This window comes from Pseudomonas urmiensis (assembly GCF_014268815.2).
GTDB classification, from domain to species: domain Bacteria; phylum Pseudomonadota; class Gammaproteobacteria; order Pseudomonadales; family Pseudomonadaceae; genus Aquipseudomonas; species Aquipseudomonas urmiensis.
In genome coordinates, this window is sequence record NZ_JABWRE020000001.1 from 150,919 (window position 1) to 170,148 (window position 19,230).

General features: G+C 62.3%; 15 protein-coding genes and 1 riboswitch. Of the genes, 11 read left to right on the forward strand and 4 right to left on the reverse strand.

Features of this window, described 5'->3' with window-relative positions:
• The first annotated feature begins 61 nt into the window (after positions 1–61).
• Complete coding sequence (locus HU737_RS00700; protein WP_186554168.1) at positions 62–877, forward strand: M48 family metallopeptidase; 816 nt, start codon at positions 62–64, stop codon at positions 875–877.
• A gap of 53 nt (positions 878–930) precedes the next feature.
• Here HU737_RS00700 and HU737_RS00705 read toward each other — a convergent pair whose 3' ends face one another.
• The 3 genes from HU737_RS00705 to HU737_RS00715 all read right to left on the reverse strand — a co-directional run bounded on the left by HU737_RS00705 (position 931) and on the right by HU737_RS00715 (position 3,783).
• Entirely contained in the window at positions 931–1,515 is a 585-nt protein-coding gene (locus tag HU737_RS00705) for a TMEM165/GDT1 family protein (RefSeq protein ID WP_186554301.1), read from the reverse strand.
• A 90-nt stretch (positions 1,516–1,605) separates the two neighbouring features.
• Positions 1,606–1,728, reverse strand: a riboswitch (yybP-ykoY riboswitch).
• Between the two features lie 39 nt (positions 1,729–1,767).
• Complete coding sequence (locus HU737_RS00710) at positions 1,768–2,766, reverse strand: methyltransferase (RefSeq protein ID WP_186554167.1); 999 nt, start codon at positions 2,764–2,766, stop codon at positions 1,768–1,770.
• 51 nt (positions 2,767–2,817) lie between these two features.
• On the reverse strand, positions 2,818–3,783 hold the full coding sequence (locus HU737_RS00715; RefSeq protein ID WP_186554166.1) for a 2-hydroxyacid dehydrogenase: 966 nt from the start codon (positions 3,781–3,783) through the stop codon (positions 2,818–2,820).
• 209 nt (positions 3,784–3,992) lie between these two features.
• On the opposite strand from HU737_RS00715, the gene HU737_RS00720 reads away from it, so the two are divergent.
• From HU737_RS00720 to HU737_RS00765, 10 genes are all read left to right on the forward strand, one after another.
• On the forward strand, positions 3,993–5,675 hold the full coding sequence (locus HU737_RS00720) for a fatty acid--CoA ligase (RefSeq protein WP_186554165.1): 1,683 nt from the start codon (positions 3,993–3,995) through the stop codon (positions 5,673–5,675).
• A gap of 332 nt (positions 5,676–6,007) precedes the next feature.
• Positions 6,008–7,927, forward strand: coding sequence for a DUF1302 domain-containing protein (locus tag HU737_RS00725; RefSeq protein ID WP_186554164.1), 1,920 nt, complete (start codon positions 6,008–6,010; stop codon positions 7,925–7,927).
• Positions 7,928–7,953: 26 nt separating this feature from the next.
• Positions 7,954–9,318: a DUF1329 domain-containing protein gene (locus tag HU737_RS00730; RefSeq protein WP_186554163.1), complete on the forward strand. Its 1,365-nt coding sequence runs from the start codon at positions 7,954–7,956 to the stop codon at positions 9,316–9,318.
• A gap of 330 nt (positions 9,319–9,648) precedes the next feature.
• Entirely contained in the window at positions 9,649–12,363 is a 2,715-nt protein-coding gene (locus tag HU737_RS00735) for a winged helix-turn-helix domain-containing protein (RefSeq protein ID WP_186554162.1), read from the forward strand.
• Positions 12,364–12,525: 162 nt separating this feature from the next.
• Complete coding sequence (locus tag HU737_RS00740; RefSeq protein WP_186554300.1) at positions 12,526–14,133, forward strand: tetratricopeptide repeat-containing response regulator; 1,608 nt, start codon at positions 12,526–12,528, stop codon at positions 14,131–14,133.
• Positions 14,130–14,822, forward strand: coding sequence for a sensor histidine kinase (locus HU737_RS00745; RefSeq protein WP_186554161.1), 693 nt, complete (start codon positions 14,130–14,132; stop codon positions 14,820–14,822). The genes HU737_RS00740 and HU737_RS00745 overlap by 4 nt, the downstream gene beginning before the upstream one ends.
• 135 nt (positions 14,823–14,957) lie before the next feature.
• Positions 14,958–15,236, forward strand: coding sequence for an AbrB/MazE/SpoVT family DNA-binding domain-containing protein (locus HU737_RS00750; protein WP_186554160.1), 279 nt, complete (start codon positions 14,958–14,960; stop codon positions 15,234–15,236).
• Positions 15,200–15,586: a type II toxin-antitoxin system ChpB family toxin gene (locus HU737_RS00755; RefSeq protein WP_186554159.1), complete on the forward strand. Its 387-nt coding sequence runs from the start codon at positions 15,200–15,202 to the stop codon at positions 15,584–15,586. Before HU737_RS00750 ends, HU737_RS00755 begins: the two co-directional genes overlap by 37 nt.
• Positions 15,587–15,610: 24 nt before the next feature.
• Positions 15,611–16,255 (forward strand): MBL fold metallo-hydrolase, encoded by a 645-nt coding sequence (locus HU737_RS00760; protein WP_186554158.1) that lies wholly within the window; start codon positions 15,611–15,613, stop codon positions 16,253–16,255.
• Positions 16,256–16,348: 93 nt separating this feature from the next.
• Positions 16,349–17,068, forward strand: coding sequence for a YiaD family glycine zipper/OmpA-like lipoprotein (locus HU737_RS00765; protein WP_186554157.1), 720 nt, complete (start codon positions 16,349–16,351; stop codon positions 17,066–17,068).
• A gap of 51 nt (positions 17,069–17,119) precedes the next feature.
• Here HU737_RS00765 and pta read toward each other — a convergent pair whose 3' ends face one another.
• A complete protein-coding gene (gene pta / locus HU737_RS00770; RefSeq protein ID WP_186554156.1) occupies positions 17,120–19,207 on the reverse strand; it encodes a phosphate acetyltransferase in 2,088 nt (695 codons plus the stop codon).
• Positions 19,208–19,230: the final 23 nt, after the last annotated feature.

A 19,230-nucleotide genomic window follows, 5' to 3' on the forward strand; every position in this document is an offset into this window, starting at 1 on the left:
GGCTCTAGCGGCCTCAAGCGTCTGGCCCTAGGATACGCGGCACGTAAATAGGGAGTGTTTTATGCGTAAGTCATTTGTTGTCAGCATGTTGAGTGCCAGTGTCCTGCTCGGCGGCTGCCAGGCGGTGAATACCACCAGTGGTGGCGCCGTAGGCGTGGAGCGCAAGCAGTACATGTTCAGCATGCTCTCGACCGATGAGGTCAACCAGATGTACGCCCAGTCGTACCAGCAGACCCTCAGCGAGGCATCGAGCAAAGGCGTGTTGGACAAAAGCAGCGCCGAAGCCAAACGCGTGCAAGCTATCGCCGATCGGCTGATCGCCCAGGCGCCACAGTTCCGCCCGGATGCGGCGCAGTGGAAATGGGAAGTCAACGTGATCAAGAGCGACGAGCTCAACGCCAACTGCGGGCCTGGTGGCAAGATCATCGTCTACACCGGCCTGATCGATCAGCTCAAATTGACCGATGACGAAATCGCCGCCGTGATGGGCCACGAAATCGCCCACGCCCTGCGTGAGCATGGCCGCGAAGCCATGTCCAAGGCGTATGGCGTACAGATGGCGCGCTCCGGTGCCGGTGCCCTGCTGGGGTTGGGCCAGGACAGCATGGCGCTGGCCGACACCGTGGTGAACTACGCCATGACCTTGCCCAACAGCCGCGCCAATGAGAACGAGGCTGACTTGATTGGTTTGGAGCTGTCGGCGCGTGCCGGCTACAACCCGAACGCTGCGATCACCCTGTGGAACAAGATGAGCAAGGCCTCCGAAGGGGCCCCGCCTGAGTTCATGAGCACTCACCCGGCGTCCAGCAGCCGGATCGCTTCGCTGCAAGCGGCCATCCCCAAGGTGATGCCGTTGTATCAAGCGGCCAAGAAGTAACTTGAAACGACCGGGGCTGCTGTGCGGCCCCAGTCATTTCATGATCCAGCCCCTTAGCCTATCCAGCCACTGGTCTTCATCGCCGAATACACCGCGACGATCGCCAGCACCACGAATGCCGCAGCCGCCAAGCGTCGAATCAGCGTCAGTGGCAGTTTGTCGGCAGCAAAATTACCCGCCAGTACCACCGGCACGTTGGCAATCAGCATGCCCAGTGTGGTGCCGATGATGACCATGATCAGGTGCGGATACTGCGCAGCGAGCATCACCGTGGCGACCTGCGTCTTGTCGCCGATCTCTGCCAGGAAGAATGCGATCAGCGTCGTCAGGAAAGGCCCGAACCGGCGCGCAGCGCTGCTTTCGTCATCGTCCATCTTGTCCGGAACCAACGTCCACAACGCGGTGGCGGTGAAGCTGGCAGCCAGGATCCAGTGCAACACGCTCTCGCTGAAGAAACCACTGACCCACGCACCGACCGCGCCCGCAGCGGCATGGTTGGCCAGGGTGGCGGCGACGATACCGGCGATGATTGGCCAGGGCTTGCGAAAGCGAGCGGCGAGAATGAGCGCGAGCAATTGCGTCTTGTCGCCGATTTCAGCGAGCGCAACGATTGCGGTGGGGACTAGCAGGGATTCCAGCATCAGGGTTCCTACGGGGGCGGGTCGACACGGCTATGACACGTACAGCCTTCCCGCCCCGGGTAAGGTGTGCGTGTCATAGGTCTTGTCAAACCCTGGATCCGTCTGCGCGGACCGTGGGTCGTACGCGCCATGGTCTGTGGACCAAGTGTGTTGACGCGTACCGGGCAAGCGAGGGTGCTTGCGGGAGACTACTCCCCTAGGACGGAGCGGATTCTGCCTACGCCAATGCGTTTGGGCAAGCGCTATTTTTCAACCGCGCTTGGCCTGGTAGATGCGAAAGCCGCCTGCTTCGGTCAGTGTCCGGCAGTTGCCCAAGGCCTCCTGGATGAACGGTTGGTAGCGCAGGAAGGTGTTGGCCACTAGGCGAAGTTCGCCACCGGATCGCAGATGTTCTGCTGATTTTTTCAGCAGGTTTTCCGAGGCCTGGTAGTTGGTATGTACCCCGGTATGAAACGGAGGATTGCTCAAAATGACCTGCAGATCGCGCGGCGCCGCATCGATGCCATCACCGCTGATGACCTCGCCCTGCAGACCATTGGCGGCCAAGGTCAGCCGGCTGCTGGCAACGGCAAAAGCATCCACATCGAGCAAGGTGACCTGGCTGTCCGGGTAGCGTCGCTTGATGATCGAGCCGATCACCCCGGCGCCGCAGCCAAAGTCCAGCACATGGCCGACCGGCAAGCCGTCCAAGTGCTCGAGCAATAGCGCAGTGCCGCGATCGAGGCGACCATGGCTGAACACCCCGGGCAGGCTGACGATCTTCAATGGGCCGTCGGCCAGCTCCAGCTCAAAGCGCTCAGCCAGGCTTTCCAGGGGTTTTGCTTGCGGGGCGTTTTCCACCGTCACCTGCCACAGCTGGCAATGCCGGGCGCTGTCGAGCTTGCGCGGTTTGCCGAAGGCCTGCAGCTGCTTGGCCGCGCCTTCGATACCACCGCGTTTCTCGCCAACCAGATACAACTCGCGGCCGGCCAGGCGCGAGGCCAGGGCGTTGAGCAGGTAGGCGGCAAGTTCGCGTGACTTGGGCAGAAACAGCACGGCGGCGTCGAACGCTACGTCCGGCACATCGACGCCATGCTGGTTGCGCCCGGCGAAGCGTGCCTCGAGCATCGCTTGATCGCCAGCGTGCCAGGTCCAGCCATGGGCCTGCGGCAACTGGCCGAGCAGGTCGTCGGCGGGCAGGCCGGCGAGCAGCACCGAGCCTTGGAACAACTCCGCCTGACGGAGCAACACTTCACTGCGCGGGTCCATGGACGACGCCTCCTGAAAAAAGTCGCGCAGTGTAGCAGAGGCCGCCTTGGCTCAGCTGACCACGCGGCGCGGCTGACCAGCAAAGAACGCATGGGCGTTCTCACCCAGCTGCCCGACGATACGCTGGCGCGATTCCACCGCACCCCAGGCGCTGTGCGGGGTGATGATCAGCCGTGGAATGTCGCTGGCCAGCAGTGGATTGCCATTGATCGGCGGCTCGACACTGAGCACGTCGGTGGCCGCACCGCCCAGGTGGCCGCTGCGCAGGGCATCGGCCAGGGCCTGTTCGTCGATCAGGCCGCCGCGGGCAGTGTTGACCACCAACGCGCCAGGCTTGAGCAACGCCAGTTGTGCGCTGCTGATCATGTGCCGGGTGTGGTCATTGAGCGGGCAATGCAGGGTGAGGGCATCGACTTGCGGCAGCAGCTCATCCAGAGGCAAGCGTTCGGGGCGCTCCGGGCGCCCCGGGATCTGCCCGCTCAGCACGCGCATGCCGAACGCTTCGGCCAGACGCGCCACGGCGCCGCCCAGCTCGCCATGGCCGAGCAGGCCGAGGGTTTTGCCTTCCAGCTCGACAATCGGGAAGTCCAGCAGACAGAACTGGCTGGCCTTGGCCCATTGCCCGTCGCGCACCGCCTGGTTGTAGTCGCACAGGCGCGTGGCCAGGGCTAGCAGCAGGGCGATGGTGTGCTGGGCGACCGAGGGGGTGCCGTAGCCTTGGCAGTTGCACACGGTGATGCCTTGGGCGCGGGCCGCTTGCAGGTCAACGTTGTTGGTGCCGGTGGCCGCTACCAGGATCAGCTTGAGCTGCGGGTTGGCGGCCAGGGTCGCGGCATCGAGCTGGACCTTGTTGCTGATTACCGCGGTTGCGCCCTGCAAGCGCTCGGCGACCTGCTCGGCACTGGTCGACGGGTACAGCTGCAGGTGGTCGAATTGGCTAGCCAGAGGTGACAGGTCGAGGTCACCCAGGTCCAGTGACTGGTGATCAAGAAAGACGGCGCGGCGCGGGCTGGGCATGAAAGGCTCCGGTGGCTGGGGCGTGATCGGGGGCTGCGCAACAGCCCCAGGCGTGCCCCAGTGTCAAGGTCGTGCAGGTATCGCGTCAACGCCACTCATACCTGCCACATGCAAATCATTCCTTCGGCTGATTTGGCTGTCACATCGCCGATCTAGAGTAACGACAGCGTAAATACCCAGACCGCCCGTATTCGACAAAAGGGATACCCATGTTGCAGACCCGCATCATCAAGCCCGCCGAAGGTGCCTACCAGTACCCACTGTTGATCAAACGCCTGCTGATGTCTGGCAGCCGTTATGAGAAAACCCGCGAAATCGTCTATCGCGACCAGCTGCGGCTGACTTATCCCCAGTTGGTCGAGCGCATCGCGCGGCTGGCCAATGTGCTGACCCAGGCTGGGGTCAAGGCGGGCGACACCGTGGCGGTGATGGACTGGGACAGCCACCGTTACCTGGAATGCATGTTCGCCATCCCGATGATCGGGGCGGTGGTGCACACCATCAACGTGCGCCTGTCGCCTGAGCAGATTCTCTACACCATGAACCACGCTGAAGATCGCCTGGTGCTGGTCAATAGCGACTTTGTGGCTCTCTACCAAGGCATTGCCGGGCAATTGACCACCGTCGACAAGACCTTGCTGTTGACTGACGGCCCGGACAAGAGCGCCGAGCTGCCGAACCTGGTCGGCGAATATGAGCAACTGCTGGCCGCTGCCAGCCCGCAGTACGACTTCCCCGACTTCGATGAGAACTCGGTGGCCACCACCTTCTACACCACCGGTACTACCGGTAACCCCAAGGGCGTCTACTTCACCCACCGCCAGTTGGTATTGCACACGCTGGCCGAGGCGTCGGTGACCGGCAGTATCGACAGCGTGCGCTTGCTGGGCAGCAATGACGTCTACATGCCCATCACGCCGATGTTCCATGTGCATGCCTGGGGCATTCCCTATGCGGCGACCATGCTGGGCATGAAGCAGGTCTACCCTGGGCGCTACGAGCCGGACATGCTGGTCAAGCTGTGGCGCGAGGAGAAGGTCACCTTCTCCCACTGTGTGCCGACCATTTTGCAGATGCTGATCAACTGCCCCTCCTCGCAAGGCCAGGACTTCGGCGGCTGGAAGATCATCATCGGCGGCAGCGCCTTGAACCGTGCGCTGTACGAGGCTGCGCTGGCTCGCGGCATCCAGCTGACTGCCGCCTACGGCATGTCGGAAACCTGCCCGCTGATCTCCGCAGCGCACCTCAATGACGAGCTGCAGGCCGGCAGCGAGGACGAGCGGGTGACCTATCGGATCAAGGCCGGAGTGCCGGTGCCACTGGTGGAGGCGGCAATCGTCGATGGCGCGGGTAACTTCCTCCCCGCCGATGGCGAGACCCAAGGCGAGCTGGTGTTGCGCGCACCTTGGCTGTCGATGGGGTATTTCAAGGAACCGGAAAAAAGCGCCGAGCTGTGGGCCGGCGGCTGGCTGCACACCGGCGATGTCGCCACCCTCGACGGCATGGGTTACATCGACATTCGCGACCGGATCAAGGATGTGATCAAGACGGGCGGCGAGTGGATTTCCTCGCTCGACCTTGAAGACTTGATCAGCCGTCACCCCGCTGTGCGTGAAGTGGCAGTGGTCGGGGTAGCCGACCCGCAGTGGGGCGAGCGGCCGTTCGCCTTGCTGGTGATCCGAGAAGGGCAGAGCATCGACGCCCGCACGCTCAAGGACCACCTCAAGCCTTTTGTCGAGCAGGGTCACATCAACAAGTGGGCGATTCCCAGCCAGATCGCCGTTGTTACTGAAATTCCCAAGACCAGCGTCGGCAAGCTCGACAAAAAGCGCATCCGTGTGGATATCGTCGAGTGGCAGGCGAGCAACAGCGCCTTCCTGTCGACCCTCTGATTGGCCATGCGGGTTACCCCTCAATGGGCGTGACCCGCATTGCAGAGAGCGCGGCGGCTTGTCAAATGAAGAAATTGCGCCATGCTTGAGCACTGTCAGCTCGCACACCGGACAGTCATGGAGCGAGCGGCAGGCACGGAACGCAAATCACACTTTAGAGGGATCAAGCGCCTGTGCCTGCTGGCTATAGTCGGGGCCAGGGGATTTTCAGGAATGGGGGAGGGCGATGCGTGCAACTCGCATCGTCGCAGGCAACAGCCTGCACACCGGTCGCTCGGACCGTTCTTGAAAGGACTCACTGCCATAACAAAAAAGTACATGGAGTAGCGTCGATGAAATCTGCAAACCAGTTCTGGCGCCGGGCAAAACTGCCCCTGGCCGTCAGCCTCGCTTCAACGCTCGCAAGTCCCGCGTTTGCCGTTAGTTTCAACATCGGGGAAATCGAAGGTCAGTTCGATTCGTCGCTCTCTGTCGGCGCCAGTTGGTCGACGGCCAGTCCCAACAAGAACCTCATTGGTTCCAACAACGGCGGCAAAGGCTTGTCGCAGACCTCCGACGACGGCCACCTGAACTTCAAGAAAGGCGAGACCTTCTCCAAGATCTTCAAGGGTATCCATGACCTTGAGCTGAAGTACGGCGACACTGGTGTATTCGTGCGTGGCAAGTACTGGTATGACTTCGAACTCAAGGACGAACACCGCCAGTTCAAAGACATCAGCGACTCCAACCGCAAGGAAGGCGCCCAGTCCTCTGGCGCTGAACTGCTCGACGCCTTCATCTACCACAACTACAACATTGCCGACCTGCCGGGCACCGTGCGTTTGGGCAAGCAGGTGGTCAGCTGGGGTGAAAGCACCTTCATCGGTGGTGGCATCAACAGCATCAACCCGATCGATGTCTCGGCATTTCGCCGTCCAGGTGCCGAAATCAAGGAAGGCCTGATTCCGGTCAACATGTTCTATCTGTCGCAGAGCGTCACCGACAACCTGTCGGTGGAAGGCTTCTACCAGATCGAATGGGACCAGACGGTCGTCGACAACTGCGGCACCTTCTTCTCGCAACCCGACGTGATCGCCGACGGCTGTGACAACAACCTGGCCGTACTGGCTACGCAGAACTCGCTGGCTAGCCGCCTCGGCCCGCTGGCCGGCCCCATCGGCGCTACCCTGGCCGCCCAGGGCGTGAGCTATGGCTCGCCTGACGAAGGTGTGATCGTACGTCGTGGCCCTGACCGCGATGCACGTGACAGCGGCCAGTTCGGCGTGGCCATGCGCTACATGTTCGAGCCGCTCAATACCGAGTTTGGTGGCTACTTCATGAACTACCACAGCCGTGCGCCGATCTTCAGTGGCCGCGGTGCCGATGCGCAGTTCTATGACCCGAACAGGCTGGCCGGAGCACTGATCGGTGCTGGTGTACCGCCTGGGCTGCTGCCGGGCCTGCTGCCGGGCCTGATGCCGCTGGTGGTCGCGGGTAACTCCAGCTACTACGTGGAGTATCCAGAGGACATCCGTCTGTACGGCCTGAGCTTCTCCACCACGTTGCCAACCGGCACCGCGTGGAGTGGTGAGATCAGCTACCGGCCGAACGCGCCCGTGCAGTTGAACACCACCGATATCCTGTTCTCGGGCCTGACCCCACTCAACCCGGATGTGTCCGTGCTCCCAGGCACCCCAGGTCAGGATCAGCCAGGCTATCGCCGTAAGGAAATCACCCAGCTGCAGACCACCTTCACCCACTTCTTCGACCAGGTCATGGGTGCAGAACGCTTGACCATGGTGGGTGAGGTCGGCTGGACTCACGTCGGCGGTCTGGAGAGCACCTCCAAGGCGCGTTATGGCCGAGACCCGGTCTACGGCCCAGGCCCGCTGCCAAATGGCCAGTGCCAGGCGCTGAACAGCAGCACCCTGGGTACTGCCGATGCCAACAACGTTTCGCGTTACTGCGAAAACGACGGCTACACCACCAGCGATTCGTGGGGCTATCGCATCCGCGCAATCTGGGACTACAACAACGTCTTCGCCGGGGTCAACCTGCGCCCAAGCGTGGCCTGGTCGCATGACGTCGACGGTTACTCGCCAGGCCCTGGCGGCAACTTCGAGGAAGGCCGCAAGGCGGTCAGTCTGGGCTTGGAAGCCGAGTACCAGAACACCTACACGGCGAACCTGTCGTACACCAACTTCTTCGACGGCAAGTACACCACTGTGGATGACCGCGACTTCATCGCGCTCAGCTTCGGTGTGAACTTCTAAGAACATTGATCCAGGACGACACGACAATGAACAAGACCAGAAGTCTGCTGAAAGCCGGTGTGCTGGGCATGTCCCTGCTGGCGACCAGCGTCATGGCTGCGGTTTCCGCCGACGAGGCGGCCAAGCTGGGCACCACCCTGACGCCGATGGGCGCAGAAAAGGCCGGCAATGCCGACGGCTCTATCACCGCTTGGCAACCGCTGTCGAAAACTGCCGGTAGCGTAGATAGCAAAGGTTTCCTGTCCGATCCATATGGCAGTGAGCAACCCAAGTTCACCATCACCGCGCAGAACGTCGATCAATACAAGGACAAGCTCTCGCCTGGCCAGGTGGCGATGTTCAAGCGCTATCCCGAGACCTACAAGATTCCGGTCTACCCGACCCATCGGGGTTCTACCGTGCCTGCTGAGGTGTTCGCCGCCATCAAGCAGAACGCCACCAAGACTACCCTGGTCGAAGGCGGCAACGGCCTGAACGATTTCCAGACTGCGGTACCCTTCCCGATTCCCAAGAGCGGTGTCGAGGTCATCTGGAACCACATCACCCGTTATCGTGGCGGTAGCGTGACACGCCTGGTGACCCAGGCAACCCCGCAGCAGAACGGTTCCTACAGCTTGGTGTACTTCCAGGATCAGTTTGTCTTCCGTGATCGGATGAAGGATTTCGACCCAGCCAACCCAGGCAACATCCTGTTCTACTTCAAGCAGAAGGTAACCGCGCCGGCGCGCCTGGCCGGTACTGTGCTGCTGGTCCACGAGACGCTTGACCAGGTCAAGGAGCCACGCAAGGCGTGGATCTACAACGCCGGTCAACGCCGGGTACGCCAGGCGCCGCAGGTCTCCTACGACGGTCCAGGTACCGCTGCCGATGGTCTGCGCACCTCCGATAACCTCGACATGTACAACGGCGCGCCAGACCGCTACGACTGGAAGCTGGAAGGCAAGAAGGAACTGTACATTGCCTCCAACAGCTACAAGCTCGATTCGCCGACGCTCAAGTACGCCGATATCCTCAAGGCCGGTCACATCAACCAGGACCTGACCCGGTACGAGCTGCGTCGTGTGTGGCATGTGGTGGCAACCCTCAAGCCGGGCCAGCGCCACATCTACGCCAAGCGTGATTTCTACATCGACGAAGACACCTGGCAAGCTGCGGTGATCGACCAGTACGACGGCCGTAATCAGCTGTGGCGCGTCTCCGAGGCGCACTCGCAGGACTACTACAACGTCGAAGTGCCGTGGTACACGCTGGAAGCGATCTATGACCTGCAGTCTGGTCGCTACCTGGCGCTGGGCATGAAGAACGAAGAGAAGAGGGCTTACGACTTCGGCTTCACTGCCAGCAAGAGCGACTTCCAGCCCGCAGCGCTACGCCAGGACGGTGTGCGCTAAGCTGAAAGCGAGCAACTCCGTGTGACTCCCAGAACGCCCCGGCTTGCCGGGGCGTTTTGATTTCCTGCGGTGTCTGTGCCGGTCGCATCGCGGGGCAAGCCCGCTCCCACGAGTCTTCTTGGGCTGCGTGGGAGCGGGCTTGCCCCGCGATGAGGCCGGCAGAACCAGCCCAAATACCCCAGGCACGTCATCCCAACCAATCCGTACTGTTTCTTTTTGTCGTAGTCTTTTTCACGACATCCGTCCCCATCATCTTCAAATACGCTGCGATACCCGCTAGTCTCGCAACAATCCGTACCGCCGAAGTCTTCCAATTAGAACGAGCCGGCCATGACAGATTTGTCCCGTATGCATGGATTCGCCAGTCAGGCCATAGGCCTGCTGGACGGGCGTTTCTTCCGGCCACCGTTGCCGGACGGCCACGTCCCGCGTGATCGCCTGTGTCAGCGCCTGCAAGCCGGGCTGGGCGGACGCCTGTTGCTGGTCAACGCCCCGGCAGGTTTTGGCAAAAGCTCGCTGGCCATCGAATTCTGCCAGGGCCTGCCCGAGCACTGGCGCAGTCTCTGGTTGGGGCTGAGCCAGCGTGATGCCGATCCTGGCCGCTTCCTCGAGCGCTTGCTCGAAGGCCTGCAGCAGTTCTGCCCGGCACTCGGTGGCCAGGCCATGGGGCTGTTGAAGATGCGTCAGCGCCATCAACCGTTCGCGTTCGAAGAGTGGCTCGATGGTTTGCTCGATGAGCTTGCACTCTACCTGCAAGCCGATAGCCCATTGCTGCTGGTACTGGACGACTATCACCTGGCCCAGGGTCCGGTTCTGGACCGCTGTCTGCAATTCCTCCTCAACCACCTGCCAGGTGGCCTGGTGCTGATGATCACCAGTCGCCAGCGCCCCGACTGGCACCTGGCGCGTTTGCGCCTGTCGCGCCAGCTGACCGAGCTGAACGAGCAGGACCTGCGCCTGACCCCCGAGGAAGCACTGGCGGTTATTGGTCGACAACCCACCGGCCTGCGTGGCCAGGCGCTGGACAACCTGATCCAGCGCAGCGATGGCTGGGTGGCAGGCTTGCGGTTCTGGCAACTGGCGGCCAGCGAGTCGGGGGACGAGCATGCCTTGCCCCAGGCCCTGCACGGGGGCGAAGGGCTGATTCGCGATTACCTGCTTGAAGAAGTCATCGATATCCTGCCAGCCGACGTGCAGGCGTTTCTCTACGAGACGGCCTGCCAGGAGCGCTTCTGCGCCGAACTGTGCGATGCCCTGCGCGAGCGCCAGGACAGCGCGGACATCCTGCGGTATCTGCAAGCCCATCAGGTGTTTCTGGTGCCACTGGACGAACACGGCCACTGGTATCGCTACCACCATCTGTTTTCCGACCTGCTGCGCAGCCGCGAGGCCCGCGAGCCCCTAGCGGATCTGCACCTGCGTGCCTGTCGCTGGTTCGAGCGCCAGGGCTTGCTCGATGAAGCGGTAGAGCAGGCTTTGCGTGCTGGCCATCTGAATGTGGCCGCCGACCTGGTACAGAGCCTGTCTGAGGAGCAGCTGCTGGCCGAGCAGAATGTCGGCATGTTGCTGCGCTGGAAAATGGACCTGCCCGACAGCCTGCTGATCAGCACGCCACGCTTGATCGTGCTCTACAGCTGGGCCTTGGGCCTGGCTTGTCAGCTGGACGCCGCCGAGGAGCTGGCCGCGCACTTGAGCCGCTTCCTGCCAGCGCCGTCGGCGACTGCGCAAAAGTCCATGCTGGCCCAGTGGCTGGCCTTGAGCGGGGTGATCGCTCGCGGTCGCGGCGATCGCGAGCGCACCCTGGCCTACTGCGGCGAAGCCCTGCACAGCCTGCCGAACAAGCGCTATGGACAACGCTTGGTGTGCCTTTCGACCTTGTCCAACCTGGCCATTGCCGACGCCGACTTCTGGCGTGCGCGCGGCTGGAATCGCGAGGCCCTGGAGTTGGCGCAACGGGTCGGCAACCCATTGTTCGAAGCCTTGGCCCATTACGACCGGGCGCGCGTGCTGCATGCCCGTGGCGAAGTAGAGCGAGCCCTGGACGAGGTGCGTCAAGGCTTGCAGCGCTTGCAAGGGCTGTCAGCGCAGCGGCTGTATGCCGTGCGTGCCCGGCTGACCCTGTACGAAGGCTACCTGCTGGCCACCCACCTACAGCCGGCCCAAGGTCGCGCCCGCCTGCGCGCAGGGCTTAGCGAAGCACGTGCCTGCCGCGACATCAGTGTGCTGATCGGCCACTGCGCGATCGCCTCGCTGGAAGGTCGCGAGGGCCACTTCGCCGAGGCCTTCGCGGAACTGGCTGAGGCCGAGCGCTTGATGCACATCTGGGATGTGCCACCGATTTTCTACCTGGCCATGATCACCCTGGTGAAGTGTGAGCTGTGGTTGGCCCAGGGCCGTACCGACCTTGCCGAATCCTGGTTGCTGCGCCTGGGCCAGACCTACGGCGGCGAGCAGCCAGCGGCTGCGCCAGAGTTTCATCCGCTATTGCCGCTGCACATCGAATTGCAGCAGGCCCTGCTTGAACGGGTGCTTGGGCGCCCCGAAGACGCCGCCGCGCGCCTGCGCGGCTTGGTTGAGCGGGGGCAGGCCAGCGGCGGGCACATGTTGCTGGTCAGTGCCTTGTGCCAGTGGATCGCGTTACTGCTGACGCAAGGGCGCGACCAGCAGGCCGTCAGCCTGCTGCCCAAAGCCCTGGAGGCGGCTCAAGGGGGCGCGTTGCAGCCTTTCCAGAAGCTGATCGAAGCGCACCCCCACTGGTTACGCGAACACCTGTCGGTGCGCGCCGCCTGCGCCACTCAAGTCGCCTTGCTGGCGCGCTTGCCGCAGCTGCCAGTCAGCAATTCCAGCAATGAAGCGCTAAGCGGGCGTGAGCTGGCGGTGCTGGAGCTGATCGCCCAAGGCTGCTCCAATCAGCAGATCAGCGAGCGCTTGTTCATTTCGCTGCACACGGTCAAGACCCACGCCAGCCATATCAACAGCAAGCTCGGCGTCGAGCGGCGCACCCAGGCGGTGGCCAAGGCCAAGTCGCTAGGCCTGCTGGCGTAGTGGCTGCTGGGGGGGATTGCTGGCTACAATAGTGGCTCAAAGCCATTATTGCTGGCGCCGCTGTTTCCGGGCTCATCTTTCTTGCCCTGCTGCCGATAACCGAATCGGCGGCATGCATCGCCGCACGCCATTTTCCAACTACTCCCAAGACAGGTCGTGTTGATGCTGCAGTACGGGCAAAAAAGCTTTCTGATCGTCGACGACTTCACCGACTTTCGCACCTCTACCCGCTCCATGCTCCGTGAGCTGGGCGTGCGTGACGTGGACACCGCCGACAGCGGCGAGCAGGCGCTGCGCATGTGTGCGCAGAAGCGCTACGACTTCGTGCTTCAGGATTTCCATCTGGGGGATGGCAAGAAGAACGGCCAGCAGGTGCTCGAGGACCTGATCCTCGACAAGCTGATCAGCCATGAATGCGTGTTCATCATGGTCACCGCCGAGAGTAGCCAGGCCATCGTCCTCAGTGCCCTCGAGCATGAGCCCGATGCCTACCTGACCAAGCCATTCAACCGCGTCGGCCTGGCCCAGCGCTTGGAAAAGCTGGTGCAGCGCAAGACCTTGCTCAAGCCCATCCTGCAGGCGCTCGACCGCGCCCGACCGGCCGAGGTATTGGCGGCTTGCGCCGCGCTGTGCAAGCAAGATCCACGCTTTGCACCGCTGTGCTTGCGCTACCGGGCCGATGCCCTGCGCGATCTGGGGCGTTTTGACGAACTGGAAAAATTCCTCAAGTCGATCCTCGCCAGCCGACCTCAGCCATGGGTCTATTCGATGCTCGGCAGCGTGCTGCACAAGCGCGGCCAGCATGCCCAGGCGCAAGGGGTGTACGAGCAGGCGCTCAAGGCCTTCCCGATCATGCCCAGCCTCTACGATGGCATGGCCGAGGTGCTGGTGGCCCAGGGCGAAACCAAGCGCGCCCAGCACATGCTCGAAGAGGCCGTGCGCCTCTCGCCACTGGCCGTGCGCCGACAGGCCGCATTGGGCAAGCTGGCGCTGGATAACGAAGATTTCGAAAGTGCCTCCAAGGCCTACCGGCATGCGGTCAACCAGGGGCAGAGCTCGCGCTACAAAGACGCCGAAACCAATCTTGGCCTGGCCCAGGCCTTGATGAGCAAGAACGCAGGCTTTGGCCTGGATGCGCGCACCCGGGTCGAGATCAACACGGTGCTGAGCGAAGTGGCCAAGGAAAATGGCGACGACCAAGGGCTGCAAGTACGGGCCCGGCTGATGAAGGCGGCCAGTCTGCAACAGGCCGGTGATGCCGAAACTGCGGCGAAACTTACCGAGCAGGCCATGCAACGCCTGGACAAGATGGATCAGTTCTTCTCGGTGGAAGCGGCGCTAACGGTGGCCAAACAACTGCAACAGCTTGGCCAGGAGTCGGCGGGCAGCGGCATTCTCAAGGGCTGCGTGGAAACCTACGGCGACGACCCCAAGGTCATGCAGAGCGTTGCCAAGCTCACCGACGACCCCACGGTGCTCGGCGCGGTCACCGAGGCGGTCGACCTCAACCGCCAGGGCGTGCGCAGCTACCAGGGCGGCCAGCTCAACGAGGCGCTGGAGATGTTCCGCCGGGCCCTGTCGCTGCAGCCGAAGAACATCAGCATTGCCCTCAACACCGCCCAGGCGTTGTTGCGTATTGCCGGTGAAAGCCCTTCGCCAACGCTGATGCAGGAATGTCGCGACTGCCTGCAGCGGGTGGCTGGCATTCCCGCCAGTGATAGCCGTTATGATCGTTACCGCAAATTGCATATCCGGGTCTTTGGCGCATGAACCAGGACAATCAGGGGCTGGATTTTTCCACGGTGATCGCCTCCACCGTGCATGACATGAAGAACTCGCTGTCGGCCCTGATCCAGGCCCACTCGCAATGGCTGGCGCGTCTGCCCGAGGCGCAGCGCGAGGGCAGTGAGCAGGGGGTGATAGAACATGAGTTACGTCACCTCAACGGCATGCTGGTGCAAATGCTTGGGCTGTACAAACTGGGCGTCAACCAGTTGCCGATCTGCCCGGACTACCACGAGCTGGAAGACTTCATCGAAGCCCAGCTCGCCGCTCAGCAAGAGGTGCTCAAGCAGCGCGACATCCTCGCCACCTGGCGCATCGAAACGGACAACCCGCTGGGTTTCTTCGACCGCGAGCTGGTCGCCTCGGTGGTGGGCAATGTGCTGACCAACGCCATCCGCTATGCTGGCCACGCCTTGCTGATCAGCATCGAGGAAGAGGGCGAGCAGTTGATCATCAGTGTCAACGATGACGGGCCGGGTTATCCCGAGCGCATGCTCGAGCGCCAACAGGACTACGTACAAGGGATTGATTCGAGCACGGGCAGCACCGGCTTGGGCTTGTACTTCGCTGCGCGGATCGCGGCGTTGCATGAGCGCGATGGGCTCAGTGGGCGGATCGAGATTGCCAATGGCGGGGCGTTGGGCGGCGGGTTGTTCCGCTTGTACCTGCCTTGAATCTGACAGCGCTTCTCAGCGTTTTGTAGGATCGGTCTGGTTCAAGCTTTTTGGGCTTCAAAGAAAGCCTTGCGAATGACAATGTAGATACGGTGTTTCTACAAACAGCTTGCAATCATTCGGAGGGTTTCTACTATGTATCTACCTTTGGAGATACTTATGGAAGTCAAGATACTACAGTGGGGTAACAGTGCAGCCATCCGCTTGCCAGCGGCTGTGCTAAAGCAGATGCGCTTGGGTATCGGCTCCAAGATGAGCCTCGATACCGCGGGCGAGTCGATGGTACTCAAACCTGTCAGGTCCAAACCCAGGTACAAGCTTGAAGAGTTGATGGCCCAATGTGACCTTGAGGCACCCGAGACCGAGGAGTTGGCAGCATGGAATGCCATGCGGCCAGTGGGGAAAGAAGTGTGAGGCGAGGTAAGTTCGCCAGAGGCGATATCGTGCGGATCAACCTCGACCCTACCGTTGGCCGTGAGCAGCAGGGCGCGGCCCGGCCGGCCCTGATCCTGACGCCTGGGGCGTTCAATACTTCAGGCCTGGCGGTGATTGTTCCGATCACTCAAGGCGGCCAATACGCACGACACGCTGGATTTGCCGTCACGCTCAGTGGCGCAGGAACACAGACACAGGGTGTGGTCCTATGTAACCAGCTGCGTGTCGTGGACCTTGAAGCCAGAAGTGCAAAGCGGATAGAAACCGTGCCCGAGGCGATAATCGAAGAGGCCTTGGCGCGAGTGCAAACGCTGTTCGATTACTCTTGAATGAAGGCAATTTGGTAGACCTAGATGAATGACGCCCCCACCGCCCTCATCCGCGAAACCTTCCCCGTCGGTCCCTTGCAATGTAACTGCACCCTGATCGGCGACCCAGTTAGCAAGAAGGCCATCGTCGTCGACCCGGGCGGTGACCCGGATAAAATTCTCGCCCGCCTGCAAGCCCACGGCCTGACCTTGGTGAGCATCATCCACACCCATGCCCACTTCGATCACTTCCTGGCGTCCGGTAAGCTCAAGGAGCTGACCGGCGCGACCCTGCACCTGCACAAGGACGACCAGCCACTGTGGGACAACCTGCCCATGCAGTGCCAGATGTTCGGCGTGCCCTATACCCCGGTGCCGCCGCCCGATCACTGGTTGGCCGATGACCAAGAGCTGGCCTGCGGCTGCGGCGTCGCCCTGCACACCCCAGGGCACACGCCTGGTTCGATGAGTTTCTGGTTTGCCGATGCCAAGCTGCTGATCGCCGGCGACACCCTGTTCCGTCGGGGTATCGGTCGCACCGATTTGTGGGGCGGCGATCAGCGGGCTATCGTTCGTTCGATCAAGGATCGCTTGTACCGCCTGGATGAAGAGGCTGTGGTGGTGACCGGGCATGGCCCTGACACCCGCCTCGGCGATGAGATGCGCGAGAACCCGTTCGTGCGCGCTTGAAATTTCATGGAATTTTTCCGCTTCGCTGTAATCCAAGGCTGGCATAGATCCATTCAAGATCACTGCACACTTGAATTTCAGTAGGAGCTTTCCATGTTCACCATGCGTCGTCTGATTATCGTCGCTACCGCCGCTGCCCTGATGTCGGGCTGCGTAAGCCAGAACCCTTACGACAACCAGGGTCAGGCGCAGGGCTCCTCGGGCATGAGCAAGACCGCCAAGTACGGCGGCCTGGGCGCACTGGCCGGCGCCGTGGCTGGCGCCGCCATCGACCACAACAACCGTGGCAAGGGCGCACTGATCGGCGCTGCTGCGGTTGGCGCTGCCGCAGCGGGCTACGGCTACTACGCCGACAAGCAGGAAGCCGCGCTGCGCGCGAGCATGGCCAATACCGGCGTCGAAGTGCAGCGTCAGGGTGACCAGATCAAACTGATCATGCCAGGCAACATCACCTTCGCCACCGACTCGGCGAACATCTCGCCAAGCTTCTACTCGCCGCTGAACAACCTGGCCGGCTCGTTCAAGCAGTTCAACCAGAACACGATTGAAGTTGTCGGCTTCACCGACAGCACCGGCAGCCGCCAGCACAACATGGACCTGTCCCAGCGTCGCGCCCAGGCGGTCAGCACCTACCTGACGTCCCAAGGTGTCGATCCATCGCGGGTTTCGGTGCGTGGACTGGGTCCAGACCAGCCAATCGCCAGCAACGCCGATGCCAATGGCCGTGCGCAGAATCGCCGGGTTGAAGTCAACCTCAAGCCGATTCCTGGCCAGCAATACGAGCAGCAAGGCCAGGTACAACAGTACCCGTAAGCTGTACGCGGTGAAGAGAAGGGCAAGCCAGTCGGCTTGCCCTTTTTCTTTTCAGGGCGTTCTGCTCGCCTGAATGGCGGTGAGCGCGATGGTGTGTACGATATCGTCGACCTGCGCCCCGCGCGGCAAGTCATTGACCGGCTTGCGCAGGCCTTGCAGCATCGGTCCAAGGCTGACCCCGTCAGTACTGCGCTGCACCGCTTTGTGGGTGGTGTTGCCGGTGTTTAAGTCCGGGAACACGAACACCGTGGCACGCCCGGCCACTGGGCTATGTGGCGCTAGTTGGCGGGCGATCTCGGGGTTGGCGGCGGCGTCGTACTGCAACGGGCCGTCGATCAGCAGGTCATGCTCTGCCTGCTGCGCCAGGCGAGTGGCCTCGCGCACTTTCTCTACTTCCTCGTCACTGGCCGAATCGCTGGAATAGCTGATCATCGCCACCCGTGGCGCAATGCCAAAGGCCTCGGCCGACTCGGCGCTCTGCCGGGCGATCTCGGCCAGCTCCGCAGCACTGGGGTGCGGATTCATCACGCAATCGCCGTACACCAGCACCTGCTCGGGGAACAGCATGAAGAACACCGACGACACCAGGCTGCTGCCTGGCGCGGTCTTGATCAGCTGCAAGGCTGGGCGAATGGTATTGGCCGTGGAGTGGACCAGGCCCGACACCAGGCCATCGACCTCATCCAGGGCCAGCATCATGGTGCCGATCACCACCGGGTCTTCGAGCTGCTGCTCGGCCATCGGCGCGTTAAGGTTCTTGCTCTTGCGCAGGTCGACCATCGGTTCGACATAACGCCCACGAATCAGGTCGGGGTCGAGCACTTCCAGGTCTGGCGGCAGAGTGATGCCCTGGGCGCGGGCCACTGCTTCGACGTCTTCAGGCTTGGCCAGCAGCACGCAGCGGGCAATGCCTCGCGCTTGGCAGATGGCCGCGGCCTGTACCAGCAGCGGTTCGGCACCCTCGGGCAGGACGATGCGTTTGTTGGCTTGCTGGGCCCGCTCGATCAACTGATAGCGGAATACTGCCGGAGACAGGCGCAGTTCGCGCGGCGTGCCGCAACGCTGATGCAGCCAGGCCGCATCCAACTGGCTGGCAACGAAGTCTGTGATGAATTCGGCGCGTTCGCGGTCATCTACCGGGATTTCGCGGTTCAGCGAGTTGAGCTGGTTGGCAGTGTCATAGGAGCCGGTGCTCACCGACAAGATCGGCAAGCCTGCCTGCAACGCCCCGCGACACAAGCCGAGGATCCGTGGGTCTGGCTTGCTGTCGCTGGTCAGCAACAGGCCAGCCAGGGGCACGCCATTGATCGCTGCCAGGCTCACGGCAAGGATGATGTCGTCGCGATCGCCAGGCGTCACCACCAAAGTGCCGGGTTTGAGCAGCGGCACAGTGTTGGCCACGGTGCGGGCGCAGATGATGATGGTGTTCATCCGCCGTTGTTCGTAATCGCCGGCATTGAGTACTTGTGCGCCGAGCAGCTCGGCCAGATCACGGGTGCGTGGGGCATTGAGCTCAGGCTGGTAGGGGATACAGCCCAGCAGGCGGAAGTCGTTACCGCGCAACAGCGGCGAGTGCTCGCGCAGGCGGCTGGCGAACTCGGCCATGCTTTCCTCGGTGCGCACCTTGTTGAGGATCACCCCCAGCACTTTCGGGTCGCGGGGGCCGCCGAACAGCTGGGCTTGCAATTCCACCCGGCCAGACAATTCGCTGAGCACCTCGTTTTCTGGCGCCGAGACCAGAATGACCTCGGCGTCCAGGCTCTTGGCCAGGTGCAAGTTGACCCGCGCCGCGTAGCTGGCGTGGCGAGTCGGCACCATGCCTTCCACCACCACCACATCGTTACCGACGCAGGCCTGTTGATAGAGGCGGATGATTTCTTCGAGCAGCTCGTCCAGCTGGCCGTCGCCGAGCATGCGCTCGACATGCGCCAGGCTCAGCGGCGTCGGCGGCCTCAGGCCATGGGTGCGGGCGATCAGTTCGGTGGAGCGTTCCGGGCCGGTATCACCGGGATGGGGCTGGGCGATCGGCTTGAAAAAACCAACCTTCAGCCCGCCGCGTTCCAGGGCGCGAACCAGGCCTAGGCTGATGGAGGTCAGGCCGACGCCAAAGTCGGTCGGCGCAATGAAAAATGTTTGCATGCGTGCTTCTCGAGATAAGCGGT

Coding starts and splice junctions, on each gene's coding strand:
- HU737_RS00755 (WP_186554159.1), top strand. CDS start 15,200: ATGGAATGCCATGCGGCCAGTGGGGAAAGAAGTGTGAGGCGAGGTAAG.
- HU737_RS00730 (WP_186554163.1), top strand. CDS start 7,954: ATGAACAAGACCAGAAGTCTGCTGAAAGCCGGTGTGCTGGGCATGTCC.
- HU737_RS00700 (WP_186554168.1), top strand. CDS start 62: ATGCGTAAGTCATTTGTTGTCAGCATGTTGAGTGCCAGTGTCCTGCTC.
- HU737_RS00735 (WP_186554162.1), top strand. CDS start 9,649: ATGACAGATTTGTCCCGTATGCATGGATTCGCCAGTCAGGCCATAGGC.
- HU737_RS00745 (WP_186554161.1), top strand. CDS start 14,130: ATGAACCAGGACAATCAGGGGCTGGATTTTTCCACGGTGATCGCCTCC.
- HU737_RS00760 (WP_186554158.1), top strand. CDS start 15,611: ATGAATGACGCCCCCACCGCCCTCATCCGCGAAACCTTCCCCGTCGGT.
- HU737_RS00750 (WP_186554160.1), top strand. CDS start 14,958: ATGTATCTACCTTTGGAGATACTTATGGAAGTCAAGATACTACAGTGG.
- HU737_RS00715 (WP_186554166.1), bottom strand. CDS start 3,783: ATGCCCAGCCCGCGCCGCGCCGTCTTTCTTGATCACCAGTCACTGGAC.
- HU737_RS00765 (WP_186554157.1), top strand. CDS start 16,349: ATGTTCACCATGCGTCGTCTGATTATCGTCGCTACCGCCGCTGCCCTG.
- HU737_RS00710 (WP_186554167.1), bottom strand. CDS start 2,766: ATGGACCCGCGCAGTGAAGTGTTGCTCCGTCAGGCGGAGTTGTTCCAA.
- HU737_RS00725 (WP_186554164.1), top strand. CDS start 6,008: ATGAAATCTGCAAACCAGTTCTGGCGCCGGGCAAAACTGCCCCTGGCC.
- HU737_RS00720 (WP_186554165.1), top strand. CDS start 3,993: ATGTTGCAGACCCGCATCATCAAGCCCGCCGAAGGTGCCTACCAGTAC.
- pta (WP_186554156.1), bottom strand. CDS start 19,207: ATGCAAACATTTTTCATTGCGCCGACCGACTTTGGCGTCGGCCTGACC.
- HU737_RS00740 (WP_186554300.1), top strand. CDS start 12,526: ATGCTGCAGTACGGGCAAAAAAGCTTTCTGATCGTCGACGACTTCACC.